Origin of the sequence: Paralteromonas sediminis, assembly GCF_003820355.1 — a bacterium.
GTDB classification, from domain to species: domain Bacteria; phylum Pseudomonadota; class Gammaproteobacteria; order Enterobacterales; family Alteromonadaceae; genus Alteromonas_F; species Alteromonas_F sediminis.
This window is the reverse complement of the sequence record NZ_RPOK01000003.1, coordinates 161,452-175,303: the sequence shown is the minus strand read 5'-3', so window position 1 is coordinate 175,303 and position 13,852 is coordinate 161,452. Positions and strand designations below refer to the sequence as shown.

12 protein-coding genes are annotated in these 13,852 nt (G+C 46.5%); 7 read left to right on the top strand and 5 right to left on the bottom strand.

The genetic code is table 11. The annotated features are described in order from the left end of the window. Positions 1 to 50 precede the first annotated feature (50 nt). Positions 51 to 2,339 (top strand): penicillin-binding protein 1B, encoded by a 2,289-nt coding sequence (gene mrcB, locus DRW07_RS09910; protein ID WP_124027760.1) that lies wholly within the window; start codon positions 51 to 53, stop codon positions 2,337 to 2,339. Position 2,340: 1 nt separating this feature from the next. Next, positions 2,341 to 3,264: a type 2 periplasmic-binding domain-containing protein gene (locus DRW07_RS09905; RefSeq protein WP_124027759.1), complete on the top strand. Its 924-nt coding sequence runs from the start codon at positions 2,341 to 2,343 to the stop codon at positions 3,262 to 3,264. Between the two features lie 156 nt (positions 3,265 to 3,420). On the opposite strand, the gene DRW07_RS09900 is transcribed toward DRW07_RS09905, so the two are convergent. Together DRW07_RS09900 and DRW07_RS09895 are read right to left on the bottom strand one after the other, a co-directional pair. Further along, complete coding sequence (locus DRW07_RS09900; protein WP_124027758.1) at positions 3,421 to 3,690, bottom strand: hypothetical protein; 270 nt, start codon at positions 3,688 to 3,690, stop codon at positions 3,421 to 3,423. 200 nt (positions 3,691 to 3,890) lie between these two features. Beyond that, positions 3,891 to 4,592, bottom strand: coding sequence for a hypothetical protein (locus DRW07_RS09895; protein ID WP_124027757.1), 702 nt, complete (start codon positions 4,590 to 4,592; stop codon positions 3,891 to 3,893). Positions 4,593 to 4,842: 250 nt separating this feature from the next. Here DRW07_RS09895 and glnK point away from each other — a divergent pair, with 250 nt between their 5' ends. From glnK to DRW07_RS09875, 4 genes are all read left to right on the top strand, one after another. Next, positions 4,843 to 5,181, top strand: coding sequence for a P-II family nitrogen regulator (gene glnK, locus DRW07_RS09890; protein WP_124027756.1), 339 nt, complete (start codon positions 4,843 to 4,845; stop codon positions 5,179 to 5,181). Between the two features lie 28 nt (positions 5,182 to 5,209). Continuing rightward, on the top strand, positions 5,210 to 6,457 hold the full coding sequence (locus tag DRW07_RS09885; protein WP_124027755.1) for an ammonium transporter: 1,248 nt from the start codon (positions 5,210 to 5,212) through the stop codon (positions 6,455 to 6,457). 130 nt (positions 6,458 to 6,587) lie between these two features. Beyond that, positions 6,588 to 8,273 carry a gamma-glutamyltransferase gene (gene ggt, locus DRW07_RS09880; RefSeq protein ID WP_124027754.1) on the top strand — a complete coding sequence of 562 codons (1,686 nt, stop codon included), beginning with the start codon at positions 6,588 to 6,590 and terminating at the stop codon, positions 8,271 to 8,273. A gap of 1 nt (position 8,274) precedes the next feature. Next, positions 8,275 to 9,189 carry a Dyp-type peroxidase gene (locus DRW07_RS09875; protein WP_124027753.1) on the top strand — a complete coding sequence of 305 codons (915 nt, stop codon included), beginning with the start codon at positions 8,275 to 8,277 and terminating at the stop codon, positions 9,187 to 9,189. On the opposite strand, the gene DRW07_RS09870 is transcribed toward DRW07_RS09875, so the two are convergent. Genes DRW07_RS09870 through DRW07_RS09860 form a run of 3 tightly spaced genes read right to left on the bottom strand, consistent with a single transcriptional unit; the run spans position 9,186 to position 12,589 of the window. Further along, positions 9,186 to 10,268 carry an adenylate/guanylate cyclase domain-containing protein gene (locus tag DRW07_RS09870; protein ID WP_124027752.1) on the bottom strand — a complete coding sequence of 361 codons (1,083 nt, stop codon included), beginning with the start codon at positions 10,266 to 10,268 and terminating at the stop codon, positions 9,186 to 9,188. The genes DRW07_RS09875 and DRW07_RS09870 overlap by 4 nt on opposite strands. Positions 10,269 to 10,282: 14 nt before the next feature. Then, positions 10,283 to 11,563 carry a glutamate-1-semialdehyde 2,1-aminomutase gene (hemL, locus tag DRW07_RS09865; RefSeq protein ID WP_124027751.1) on the bottom strand — a complete coding sequence of 427 codons (1,281 nt, stop codon included), beginning with the start codon at positions 11,561 to 11,563 and terminating at the stop codon, positions 10,283 to 10,285. A 9-nt stretch (positions 11,564 to 11,572) separates the two neighbouring features. After that, a complete protein-coding gene (locus tag DRW07_RS09860; protein WP_124027750.1) occupies positions 11,573 to 12,589 on the bottom strand; it encodes an aspartate carbamoyltransferase in 1,017 nt (338 codons plus the stop codon). Between the two features lie 161 nt (positions 12,590 to 12,750). On the opposite strand from DRW07_RS09860, the gene DRW07_RS09855 reads away from it, so the two are divergent. Next, positions 12,751 to 13,848 (top strand): efflux RND transporter periplasmic adaptor subunit, encoded by a 1,098-nt coding sequence (locus DRW07_RS09855; protein WP_124027749.1) that lies wholly within the window; start codon positions 12,751 to 12,753, stop codon positions 13,846 to 13,848. Positions 13,849 to 13,852 lie beyond the last annotated feature (4 nt).

Sequence of the window (13,852 nt, the reverse complement as noted above, 5' to 3'; positions counted from 1 at the left end):
AATAGGCAGAGCCGTGAAGCAGTTAACGGCATCAATTGTGAGGAAAGTGCGTGAATAAAAAGCCTTGGAAACGGCGATTATTACTTCAGCTGACGCTGGTATGTACTGTTGTACTATTAGCCTACATGTTGTATTTGGATGCACAGATCAAACAGCGTTTCAGTGGCAGTATCTGGCAGGTACCAGCACAAGTTTATGCGCGTTCGCTGGTACTAGAAGTCGACAGAGAAATTACCAAAAAAGAGGTAACGGACGAACTGAAATTACTGGGGTATCGCCGCACGAGTGATTTAGAAAAGAGCGGGAGCTACTATTTTACCCAAAATTCGCTGGTTTTGTTTAAACGGGCTTTTCACTTTCCAACAGGCTACGAGCCTGCACGACGTGTAAAGATTGCCTGGAACGGCAACCGTATCGTTGATATTGCTGATTTGTCTAATCAGCAAACACTGCGCACAATTAGCCTAGAACCCTGGCTGGTTTCCAGGCTAGTGAGCACCAACAGACAAGACAGGATGCTGTTGGATAAACAACAAATCCCTGACATTCTCATAGACGCCTTAACGTTAACTGAAGACAGAGATTTTTATTCTCACCATGGTGTGGCGCCACTTGCTATTGTTCGCGCACTTGCTGCTAATGTGGCCGCTGGCAAAACCGTGCAGGGGGGCAGTACGCTTACGCAGCAATTGGTTAAAAACGTGTTTTTAACCAGAGAACGCTCATTGAGCAGAAAAGCCAAAGAAGCACTGATGGCTCTGGTGATTGATGCCAGATATAGTAAAGAACGCATAATGTGTGCTTACTTAAATGAAGTGTATCTTGGTCAAAATGGCGATATGGCTATTCACGGTTTTGGGCTTGCCGCGCATTATTATTTCGATCGGCCACTCAATGAACTTGACGTACCCGAGCTTGCATTGTTAGTTGGCATGGTAAAAGGGCCATCTTATTACAACCCGTTACGCCATCCCGAACGGACTATTGAAAGGCGCAATCTAGTCCTGCGAATTCTGCTGGAACACAATAAAATAACGGCTGACGACTATCGTGCTATGGTTGAGGCTCCTCCTAAGCTGAATACGTCAGGCAACCTTGCTAGTGGTCAGCACCCAGCATTTATGGACAAAGTCAGGCGGGAGCTGGCAGATATTCTTGCTGAACCATCATTGCGGGAGTCGGGGGTAAAGGTCTTCACCACCTTGGATGTGAATGCGCAGCGACGCGCAGAGCAAGCATTGACTCGAACACTCGACAGACAGCAAAAGGATCGTCAGGTGCCGTTAAATGCAGCCATGATGGTCACAGATATACAAAGTGGCGGGATTCGCGCCATTGTAGGCAGCCGGCGAACCGACTTCAGGGGATTCAACAGAGCACTGGATGCTTATCGGCCTGTGGGATCTTTGGTGAAACCCGTCGTGTATTTGTCTGCACTTGAAAACCCTGTTGAATACAATCTGGCTAGTCCGTTAGTTGATATGCCATTGAGCCTGCCTGACAAAGACGGTTTGCAATGGCAACCACAGAACGCTGACAAAACATTCAGAGAGCAGGTCCCCATGATCACGGCGTTGGTTGACTCATTGAATGTGCCAACTGTTAGGTTGGGCATGGAAATTGGCTTGGACGTTATTACGGATAATTTAAAAAGAATGGGTGTCACGAGTCCGATTCCACAAGTACCCTCAATAACACTTGGCGCTTTGTCGTTAAATTTATTGCAAGTCAGTCAGGTATATCAGAGCTTGGCCAATTCTGGCTTATATACGCCCTTACATGCTGTTGAAGCGATTGTTTCTCCCTCCAATCGCCTGCTGTGGTTAAGAGACAACTACACTGAACAAGTGGCAAATGAAGATGCGGCGTATTTGGTCAACTATGCACTGCATCAGGTAACGCAAACAGGTACTGCAAAAGCGGTAGGACGTCAGTTCGGCAACGTATTTATGGCAGGTAAAACGGGAACAACCAACGACTACAGAGACAGTTGGTTTGCCGGTTTTGATCGGTCGACACTCACAACCGTTTGGGTTGGAAATGATGACAATGAACCTGTGAATTTGTCTGGAACGTCTGGCGCCATGCCCGTTTTCCAGGCTTATCAGGCATTACAGGAGCCAAAGTCACTCTCAAGGCGCTTTCCTGATACGCTCAGTATTGCACATTTCGATAAGACTACTGGCAGACCCATAGTGCCTGGTTGCCAGAATATTTTGAGTGTACCTGCTATTATCGATGTATTACCGCCGCCTGTTAAAGATTGTCTGGGGCGGCCGGTTGAACGGAAAAAACGACAATCAGAAAAGTCTTGGTGGGAGCGATTGCTTGGAATGTAACGTGAACGGCAAAAATACTGGGCGCAGGGTAACTGCTGTAGTTAGTGTATTTTTTGTGTTTTTTTCAACGTGGAGCCAGGCTAACGATATACTGGTACCCATGCCGCGCTCTCAGTTTGATTTGTCGCACAGTTACCACGTACAGCTATTGGAAAAGGCGTTGGCGAAAACTGCTGACGAGGGCGAAATTCCAACCATTCGCTCAACGGTAAGTATGGTTGAGAGCCGAGCCATGATGGAGCTAGAAAAGGGCGAGTTGCTCACACTTAGCTGGTTAGGGACCGATGATGAAAAGGAAAAAAGGCTTTACCCTATACCTATTCCTACAACCAAAGGGTTGATAGGCTTTCGAAAATTTTTTGTTCAGCGCAACAGTGCCTACCGTTTCAGGCGAGTGAGTACCATAGCGCAGCTTACATCTTTTGTAGCATGCCAGGGAAAGGACTGGCCCGATACTATTATTCTTAAGCAAGCAGGGTTGCCTGTGGCCACAACATCGCACTATGAAGATTTGTTTGCAATGTTAAATGCAGGCCGTTGTGACTATTTTCCAAGAGGCCTACATGACTTTGAACAGGAGTTGGTAGCGCGCCAGGCCACCTACCCCAATTTAGTACAGCTCGAAGAGTTGGTCCTTCATTATCCTTTTGCTGTGTACTTCTTTACCAGTAAAGACAAGGCTGCACTTGCTCAACGTATTCACAGGGGGCTTGTCGCGTTGCATCAGTCCGGTGAGTTTTTAACCCATATGCGAACCCATGCGCTGACTAAAATGGCATTCCCTCTCGCGCAGCCAAAAGGTACGCAACTCATTCAAATAGCCAACAGCCAATTTTCAAACTCACCACTGAGACAGCAAGCTACAGAATACATGTTTACTGTGGATGTGTTGGAAATAAAAAAAGCGGGTGAGGCCACCCGCTAAATAATTCCCCGTAGACTCACAGGGGAGGGACCAAGTTAATCGGTAAACTGGTTCAGTTTAGTGTTTAATACCATGCCGACTAATCCCCACCCTGCGAAAGCGATAGCGGGCATTAGCGACATTATCAATACAGCGGGAGGGGAAAATAACATAGCTTTATCCTTTGCTTTTTATATCTACTATTTCAACTTTAGTAACCAGCGTTGGCTCTACTGTTTCCATGTCGAGATGTACGTTTGCGGTAAGTACCTCTTTCATGGTGGCGCGATTTAATTCTGTTACTGTTGACTTTACCGCGGCTTTGACAAAGCCCGCTGCCATATTGCTGATTGCGCTTTGTGTCTGACTATTCTCTGTTGAAGCCGACGCGCTGAATGAAACTGCTGCTGCCAAGGCTGCTGAGGTTAATAAATGACGAACTTTCATAATTTTCTCCGGTGTGTGGTTAACTGCATGTCACTGCTTGGCAGTCAATAACTAAGTCGCTTTAACTATTGCGATAGTTGTGCCAATTGGAGAAAAATTTTTATCTCATTGATATTAAAGAGCTTTATATTTTTTTGATTACTTACTCGGTTACTGAGATGAAAATATTTAAATATATAGTGGTCAAATTCACTATATATTTAGTCTTTTTCACCACCTTCTTTGGTTGGATCTTGCGCACCCGGCAGCCGGTTTTGGATAAACTGGTCTATACCAGGCTTCGGCCCGCATCGCATCGTACCCTTCATTAAGCCAGCGATTGTCATAAACCACTTACCCGCCGTGCTATCGCAATTGACATCGACAGTAATAGACTCAATCAACTTTTCATCCTCTGTGAGTTCAGGTTGAGGGCGCTCTGGTCGCCAGAGCGTATTGAGGGCCGCTTGTCTTCGCCTGACCTCGTCTATGGCGACTGAATTTACGGCATCTTCGCGCATACTCGACAACACTTCCTGAGTGATGGCATTAAGGTTTAATCGCGCAGTAGCTTCAGGAGCGGGCAGTGCAACCCCAGCAGGTTCTGTAACCTTGGTCACTGTTTGATTGTCCTCTTGAACATCTTGATTTGCGACAGTTTCTTCAATCGATACTGTCTCAATCTGCTGTGGCGGGCCGGGATCCTCTAGGATTGGCTCTTTCTCTTTTTCTGGTGGTGGAAGTGGGGGGGAAACCAATGTTGCTTTGATCGGCTTATCAGTCCGCATTCCCTCGTTAACGTCATCATAAGTAAACTGAAATGTCAGCTGGATCAACAAAAACAGTCCTGCATGAGCAAGCAGCACACCTGCAAAGATAGGCCCAGTTTCTTTTGCTTTTATACTTCCTTTGAAAAGCGGCATGACTTCTTACCAAACAAAACACTAGAACAACAGAAAATGCTTTCTGGCAAAAGTTCAAAATACAGCATCATTGTTGCTGCACCTTTTTTGTGCATTTGTTTAATGGTGCACCTTTGTAAGGCGAAAAAGTGTACGTTTTTAGTGTGCTATTAAGCTAATGCACTGAAAAATATAAATAAAAATTTGTGGCATAAAGATTGTGTTGCATATGCATGAGTAAAAAAATAAATCGTGCACACGGGAGCAACACATGAAACTAGTCACAGCAATCATCAAGCCTTTTAAGCTGGATGATGTCCGTGAAGCCATTTCAGAAATCGGTATTGAAGGTCTTACCGTGACTGAAGTCAAAGGCTTTGGACGTCAGAAAGGTCATACAGAGCTATATCGCGGAGCAGAATATCAAGTTGATTTTCTACCTAAAGTGAAGCTTGAAATCGCCGTTCAGGATGATCAGGTCGATCGTTTAGTCGAGGCCATCGTCAATGCCGCTAAAACCGGCAAGATTGGCGACGGTAAAGTATTTGTTTTCGATTTGGAAAGCGCTGTACGTATTCGTACCGGCGAGTCCGATAGCGAAGCCTTGTAATTGACACAGTTCCGAGCGGAGAGTAGTGATGGAAATAACATTTGAACTTGGGTATGCACTAGATACCTTCTATTTTTTGATTTGTGGTGCGCTGGTCATGTGGATGGCTGCGGGCTTTGCCATGTTGGAAGCGGGGCTTGTTCGCTCCAAAAATACCACTGAGATTCTTACTAAAAATGTCGCCTTGTATGCTATTGCCTGTACCATGTATATGGTTTGCGGATACGGGATTATGTATGGCGGTGGTGATTGGTCACTGTTCTTAGGAGGCATCACCGGTGACGGAGCGACAGGCGTAGCTGAGGACCCAGCCACGTATGCGCCTTCCGCTGATTTCTTCTTCCAGGTTGTATTTGTTGCAACTGCAATGTCAATTGTATCAGGCGCCGTCGCTGAGCGTATGAAGCTATGGGCATTTCTCGCATTTGCTATCGTCATGACTGGCTTTATCTATCCGATGGAAGGCGCCTGGACGTGGGGTGGTGAGGCAGTATTTGGCTTATATACACTAGGCGATCTAGGATTCTCTGACTTCGCGGGCTCAGGCATCGTTCACATGGCAGGCGCTGCTGCGGCACTTGCAGGTGTGTTGGTACTAGGTGCGCGTAAAGGCAAGTACACCGCTGACGGTAAGGTAAATGCGATTCCTGGTGCAAACTTACCATTGGCAACCTTAGGTACCTTTATTCTGTGGATGGGTTGGTTCGGTTTCAACGGCGGTTCTGTACTTGCAACAGCATCGGTTGAAAGCGCTAACAGCGTAGCCGTAGTATTTATGAACACCAATGCAGCAGCGGCTGGTGGTGCTATTGCAGCACTTGTACTTGCACGTCTTATGTTCGGTAAAGCTGATTTAACTATGGCTCTTAATGGTGCATTAGCCGGCTTGGTTGCGATCACAGCAGAGCCATCAACGCCAACACCCCTACTGGCCACATTGTTCGGTGCGTTAGGCGGTATATTGGTTGTGTTCAGTATTGTTGGCTTAGATAAGTTGAAAATTGATGATCCAGTGGGTGCCATTTCCGTCCACGGTACTGTAGGTTTACTAGGTCTTATTCTTGTGCCATTCACCAATGATGGTGCCAGCATGTCAGGTCAACTTATTGGCGCAGCAACCATATTTGGGTGGGTATTTGTCACCAGTTTAATTGTGTGGATTGCACTGAAAGCTGTAATGGGTATTCGCGTCAGCGAAGAAGAAGAATTCGAAGGTGTGGACATGAGTGAATGTGGATTAGAAGCTTATCCTGATTTCACTAGTGGCCGTTCTTAATACCCAAATAAGACAGTAATGATAAAAGCCCTGCTATGTGCAGGGCTTTTTGGTTTATAAACGGACTACTTCAAAGGCTGTTAAAAGCACGCTATGCTTACAAATTGATTGTCAAATCAGAGGCCTAGCCATGAATAGAATTGTTCTTACTCTCTTGTTCGCACTTTTTGTACTACCCAGTCTTGCTTATGACAGAGTAACCGGACAAGCATTTGCGACCCGTTCTGAAGTCATTGCGCAGAATGGGATGGCAGCTACCAGTCATCCTTTGGCCACTCAGGTCGCTTTAGACGTATTGAAAAACGGCGGTAACGCTATAGATGCTGCTATTGCGGCCAACGCCATGTTGGGACTGGTAGAGCCTACAGGCTGCGGTATAGGCGGTGATTTGTTTGCCATCGTATGGGATGCCAAGAATAAGCAACTGCATGGGTTAAATGCATCGGGTCGGTCACCGAAAGGCCTAACATTGACCGAGTTCACAAAGTTGGGCCTGACAGAAATACCTAAATTTGGTCCTTTACCCGTTTCAGTCCCTGGCGCTGTAGACGGCTGGTTTATGCTGCATGAAAAATTTGGGTCTTTACCAATGACCGATATTTTGACGCCGGCTATCACTTATGCCAAAGAGGGCTTTCCTGTTACCGAGGTTATTGCCTATTACTGGCAAATGAATTTTGACAGAGTTGGTCACTACCCTGGTTTTAAGGAAACCTATCTTGTTGACGGTAAAGTGCCCAAAAAAGGCGATATCTTTAAAAATCCCTATCTTGCTGCAACCTATGAAAAAATTGCGACGGGTGGCAGAGACGCATTTTACAAAGGGGATATTGCCACTAAAATTGCACAATATATTAAAGAGCAAGGTGGATACTTAACCGCAGAGGATCTTGCGTCTCATCAATCAGAATGGGTGCAACCTGTTTCAAGTAATTATCGCGGTTATGATGTGTGGGAGCTACCACCAAATGGGCAAGGTATAGCAGCGCTACAAATCCTCAATATACTAGAGCACTATGATATTGAGGGTATGGGATTTGGTAGTGCTGATTATGTACACACGTTTGTAGAAGCCAAGAAACTGGCATTTGCAGACAGGGCCAAGTTTTACGCAGACCCTGATTTTAACACCCTCCCTGTTGAAACGCTTATTTCTAAAGCCTATGCCAAGGAGCGGCAGGCGCTTATCGACCCAAACAAGGCTGCGAAACGCGTTGATGCAGGCCTCGTTGAAGGCGATACCATCTATTTGACGGTAGCGGACGCAGAGGGAAACATGATTTCGCTGATCCAAAGCAATTACCGGGGGATGGGCTCGGGTATGACACCCACCGAGCTCGGTTTTATGTTGCAGAACCGAGGCGAGAGTTTCACATTGCAGCCGGACCATTTTAATACTTACGCACCGGGAAAACGTCCGTTTCATACGATTATTCCAGCGTTCGTAACGCGAAACGGAGAGCCTTGGTTGAGTTTTGGTGTTATGGGGGGCGCAACACAACCGCAAATGCATGCACAAATCGTGGTCAACCTTATTGATTTTGGTATGAATTTACAGGAAGCTGGTGATGCACCACGTATTGTTCACACGGGTTCAAGCGATCCAACAGGCGCGCTCATGTTAACAGGCGGGGAGGTGCACCTAGAATCGGGGATCGGTATGCCAGTGCGCAGAGCCTTAGCCAAAAAAGGCCATAAAGTGAGTCAGCGAGTGGGCGTGTATGGCGGTTATCAGGCCATTATGTTTGATGCTAAACGCGGCATCTATATTGGCGCCTCTGAAAGTCGTAAAGACGGACACGCCGCGGGGTATTAAAATGGCACAGCCGCAAAAGGGTATTTGTGCGGAGCCCAATCTTCATGCTTTGTACTTAATGCTGAATGTCACAGACGACGACGCGCAAACGATTCGCGCCAAGCTGGTGAGGATCCTCGATCTCTTTGACCATTACGACGAAGAGCACTACGAGGCGATGGTCACGGGGGTGATTGGCGTGAGTAGCGGCTATTGGCAGGAATTGTATCCTGGACCTGTGCCCAGTCAGCTGGGGGCATTTCCTGATGTGCAATGTGAGGATCGCAGTGCGCCTGCCTTGCAAACAGACTTATTTATTCAAATCAGAACTGACCGCATGGATGTCTGCCACGCTATGGGCATAGACGTTATGGAGCTTTTGCGTCTGCACGTTGAGTTGGTCGAGGCGATCAGTGGGTTTCGTTACTTAGACGGTAGAGACCTAAATGGTTTTATCTATGGCGCAAACAATCCTCGCGGCATGCTAAGAAGGGAGGTGGCCATAATTAGTGACGATAACCCTGAATTTGGCGGGGGGAGTTATATCCACACGCAACGATACCGGCATGATTTAAGACGTTGGAACACGCTCTCTGAACGTCAGCAAGAACAGGTTATGGGCGTGACAAAAGAACATAATCTTCCCAGTGCTGAGCAGTCTGCATCTTCACATGTAGTAAGAGCTTCCACGCAGCACAATAACGATAACCAGCCACAACTGCTATTACAGGGAATGCCCTATGGCGACATGCAGCATCAAGGGTTGTTCTCTGTTGTTTGTAGTGCTAATGCCCATGCATTTAAAGACATGTTGTACTCCCAAGTCGTTGGGACTAACGAAGGTGACTATGACCGTTGGTTAGATTTTACCAGTGCCGAGACGGGCGGCGCCTTTTTTGCGCCTTCTATTGATTTTATACGGGAAAATGTCAACTAAGCATTGGACGACATGGCACCGTCCCAGTCGTCGGGCAGTGCCATCTTCTGACAACGGTGGCACATTTCAATATGATGAATGATAAGTGGGTCATCAGGCGTGACTCTCAGGGCAGCCTGAAATATTTCTAACGCATCATCCCATTTTTTGGTGATCCTGCATGCTAAGCCTTGTTCGATAAGCCTCTGAGTTTGCAAATAATATTGCTTTTTAGGATCGGGCAGGTAATCTAGCACTTCATAAATTTTTACGGGTTTAGAGCGGCCTTTTACGCGAACAAAGTCCAGCATTCGCGTCGCTATTTGAAAATCTTTCCCAGCGATACTAAGTACTTCCTCACTGATAATGATACCCGCTGAATATTTTGTCGACAGAGTTTCCAGTCTCGCCGCTACATTAACATTGTCTCCAATAACAGTAGTGTCCATTCGGTCATCAGACCCTACGGTACCTATTGTCACCATACCAAAGTGAATACCAATACCTATAGAAACGGGTTGGTAGTCACAATTTTTACGGTGCTCATTGTACAGGATCACTGTTTTCTGCATGGCAATAGCAGCGTTAATTGCGTCACGGGCTTTGTCAGCATCGGTGCCGTTGGGATGATCAAAAAGTGCCATGATGGCATCGCCGATGAATTTATCGATAAAACCATTGTTTTGATGAATGGGGCCATTCATGCGCAAAAAGTAAGAGTTGAGAAAGCGTATAAGATCACTGGGTTGAAGTTCTTCTGACATGCCAGTGAAACCGCGGATATCACAAAACAGGATTGCGACCTTGTCTTCTACAGCATGTCCGAGTTCCAGACCATCCGCATCTGAGCTTTGCAGATGATGCATGAACTGTCTGGGGACAAACTTCTGTATGGTTTGGTTTAGACGGACTGCCTCATCGGCTTTTTGAGCTAATAACCTGTCTTTTTCTGACGGAGCAAGAGACGCGGCTAGCGTTAGTTCTTTGCGGGCTTGTCTGGCGCGTCGTCGCTGTTTTGCTTTGAGCAAAATTACGGTTAACACAAGCGCGTACATACTTAACGGTATGACGACAAATATAACCAGCGGTGATGATTCCATCCAAGCCCTTATTATTACATCGTACTGAACACCTTCTCGGCTGCTGCGAGTGTGTCTTTCACTATCTCAGCAGTATGCGCTTTTGATACAAAGCCAGCTTCATAAGAGGCTGGGGCAAGATATACCCCCTGCGCTAACATACCGTGATAGAACCGATTAAATTGTTCAGTATTACAGTTAATTGCTTGCTGGTAATTGGTTACGCGATTGACGTCTGTGAAGAACAAACCAAACATACTACCCGCTACATTAATACTCATGTCTATGCCACTACGATGGGCTAAATCGCGAATGCCTTCGGCTAAAACCTGAGTATTTTCAAAAATACTGTCATATAACGTAGGATCTTTCAATTGCTCAAGAGCAGCTAAACCCGCAGCCATGGCAACGGGGTTTCCCGACAAGGTACCGGCCTGATAAACCGGACCTGTTGGTGCTATGTGAGTCAGAATCGCCTTCTTTCCACCAAATGCACCTACTGGCATGCCGCCACCAATCACCTTTCCTAAGCAGGTTAGGTCTGGCATGACACCATATTTTTGTTGTGCGCCACCTTGGGCTACACGGAAGCCCGTCATCACTTCATCAAAAATCAGCACGGCACCGTATTCATCACAAAGGGTGCGTAAGCCTTCTAAAAAACCCTCTACGGGTGGGATACAGTTCATATTACCAGCAACCGGTTCAACAATAATGCAGGCGATATCTTCACCGTGCTCGGCAAAAGCCGCTTTCACTGACTCTATATTGTTAAACTCGACGGTGAGTGTGTGTTTTGCGTAATCGTCTGGTACACCCGGTGAGCTTGGTACACCCAATGTGAGTGCGCCCGAACCTGCTTTTACTAACAAAGCATCAGCATGACCGTGATAACAGCCCTCAAACTTCAGTATTTTATTTTTACAGGTATAGCCCCTGGCGAGTCGAATGGCAGACATGGTAGCTTCTGTGCCTGAATTGACCATTCGCACCATTTCCATGCTGGGTACAAGCGATTTAACTGTTTCAGCCATAATCACTTCTGCTTCGGTCGGCGCGCCGAAACTCAGCCCATTTTGAGCGGCTTCGCAAACGGCATTTCGGATAGCGTCATTATTGTGGCCCAGCACCATTGGGCCCCAGGATTGAATGTAGTCGATATACCGATTGCCATCCGCATCCCAAATATAGGGACCATCGGCTTTTGAAATAAATCGCGGAGTACCGCCGACAGCTTTAAATGCCCTGACGGGAGAATTAACGCCACCGGGAATAGTTTCCTGAGCGCGTGCAAAAAGAGTTTCTGATCGTGTCATAGTACTGCTCTAAAATTCTGATTTATTGGAGAACCAAACAATGTCTCTCTCGTATTTTTTTAGTAAATTTTCCACACCTAAGGTCAGGGCAAACAACGCCATCCTAACAAGGACGCCATTGTCGGTTTGCCTAAAAATGGCGAGGTTGGGATTAACGTTTAGATCGTTATCTAATTCGTTCGCTTCTGTACGTGAATCTCTGGGCAACGGATGCATGATCACCGTTTTTGACTGAAAGTGACGTGTATAGATAGCTTGATTTAAACGAAACTTTCCCCGGTATTTATTCGCCTCTTCCTGCGTGGGGAAGCGCTCTTCCTGTATACGCGTTTGATAACAAATGTCGGCATCCAGATTACCTTCTAACTGATCTGTGACCTCGTACCTGTGACCGGCATTTTCAATTTCTGCAATCACTTTATCAGGCATCGCTAATTCAGCCGGTGAGATGAGGGTAAATCGTATGTTTTTGAACAAACAAAGGAGTTTAGATAAGGAGTGAACCGTTCTTCCGTATCTGAGATCACCAATCATGGCAATGTGCAAACCATCGATATCCTGCCCGTGAAAAGCCAGTTCGCGTTTTATAGTAAATAAATCGAGTAAGGCTTGCGTGGGGTGTTCATTCGCGCCGTCTCCGCCATTGATTACGGGGACTCTGCTACCAGTAGCAAATTCAGCAACAGAACCGGCATCGGGGTGACGCATGGCGATAATATCGGAATAGCCACTCAAAACACGTGCCGTATCATAGAGGGATTCGCCTTTGGCGAGTGCAGAGTTTTCTTTACCAACGGTTTCTCTTACTTCACCACCCAATAAATTAAACGCCGTGCCAAAACTCACCCGAGTACGGGTACTGGGCTCAAAAAACAAATTACCCAGTATGGCACCGTCCAGAACTTTAGTCTGACGCTCTCTTTTCGCATAGGGCTCCATACTTGTTGCAATATGGAACACCTGCTGAATAGCGTCTCTGTCGAATTGATCGACTGATAAGATATGCTGGCCTTTGAAGCTTGTCATCGTTAACCGAGTGAAAAATAGATTTTCTCTAGTCTAGCAAAAAGCGGGGTTTAGCCGATAGCATCTTAGGATCAAAAAGCATTAAATTTAATTAATAGACTAGACGGTTTAGTATTTATATTCTACTCTCTGCAAAATAGTGGAATAAGTGTTTGAGGTTTATGGCTGTGCATGCTTCGTTTAGTAAACTACTGGCGGTATTTCTAGCAGGTTTTTTTGCACTTGGGTTGTTGCTGATCGCAGCGGGAAAAGGGGCAGCTTTTAATGACGCTGAGCCGTCTATGACGCAAGTAGTCAATGTTGAACCTATTTCTTTGCAGACCAGTTATGCATTTATGCAGATGGCGGTTGGTCGCGTGGAGCCAATGCAAACGACTCAGCTTAGCTTTGATCGCGGTGGTCAGTTGAGTGAATTACTGGTTGAGGAAGGCAGTCTTGTACAAAAGGGGCAGGTGCTGGCGCGGCTGGAACAGTCGAGGCTTAATGCACAGATAGCGCAGGCAAACAGTACGGTTGATAGAACTAAAGCAGAAGCCAGACTAGCAGACATCACAAGGAATAGGGTTGCGGAGCTTGTTAGTAAGGGCTTGGACTCAAGTCAGGCACTAGACGAGGCGAATGCACGGCTCGACGTAGCGAACGCTGTTTATGCACAGGCCCTGGCTTCACTAGAGGCGCTTGATGTGGAGAAACAAAAATCTCACATCTATGCGCCATACGATGGCTTTATCGTGAAACGGTATCACGATGCTGGTGCAGTTTTGGCTGGCACCGAGCCTGTCTTCACGATAAAAACAGATAAAATGCCTGAAATTCGTGTCGCCCTGTCTGAAAAACTAGCTTCACAAGTATCTATTGGTGACACTGTCGCTTTTGACAACAATACCTTCTCGGCAGAGCTCGTCAGGTTTGTGCAACGCCAAGATGTCAGAACCCGAACTCAAGACGCTATCTTTATTGCAAATTCCGAGGCATGGCAGCCCCTAGACGGGGAGATGGTCAACTTGATCTTTCGCCGGAATATTGAAGAAGTCGGTGCATGGATTCCGATTTCAGCATTAAGCAGTGGTATCCGAGGCATGTGGATGGTATATGCAGTTAATGGTGAAGGTATTATTGAATCACGCATGGTTTCACTATTACACACTGATGGTAATAGCGCTTACGTGTCCGGTGCGTTAAAGGATGGCGATAAGATAGTGACGGCGGGCACACATAAATTAGTGCCTGGTCAGCAAGTACAAATATCCAAAGGTTAAGACA

Coding starts and splice junctions, on each gene's coding strand:
- DRW07_RS09900 (WP_124027758.1), bottom strand. CDS start 3,690: ATGAAAGTTCGTCATTTATTAACCTCAGCAGCCTTGGCAGCAGCAGTT.
- DRW07_RS09895 (WP_124027757.1), bottom strand. CDS start 4,592: ATGCCGCTTTTCAAAGGAAGTATAAAAGCAAAAGAAACTGGGCCTATC.
- glnK (WP_124027756.1), top strand. CDS start 4,843: ATGAAACTAGTCACAGCAATCATCAAGCCTTTTAAGCTGGATGATGTC.
- DRW07_RS09885 (WP_124027755.1), top strand. CDS start 5,210: ATGGAAATAACATTTGAACTTGGGTATGCACTAGATACCTTCTATTTT.
- ggt (WP_124027754.1), top strand. CDS start 6,588: ATGAATAGAATTGTTCTTACTCTCTTGTTCGCACTTTTTGTACTACCC.
- DRW07_RS09875 (WP_124027753.1), top strand. CDS start 8,275: ATGGCACAGCCGCAAAAGGGTATTTGTGCGGAGCCCAATCTTCATGCT.
- DRW07_RS09870 (WP_124027752.1), bottom strand. CDS start 10,268: ATGGAATCATCACCGCTGGTTATATTTGTCGTCATACCGTTAAGTATG.
- hemL (WP_124027751.1), bottom strand. CDS start 11,563: ATGACACGATCAGAAACTCTTTTTGCACGCGCTCAGGAAACTATTCCC.
- DRW07_RS09860 (WP_124027750.1), bottom strand. CDS start 12,589: ATGACAAGCTTCAAAGGCCAGCATATCTTATCAGTCGATCAATTCGAC.
- DRW07_RS09855 (WP_124027749.1), top strand. CDS start 12,751: ATGGCTGTGCATGCTTCGTTTAGTAAACTACTGGCGGTATTTCTAGCA.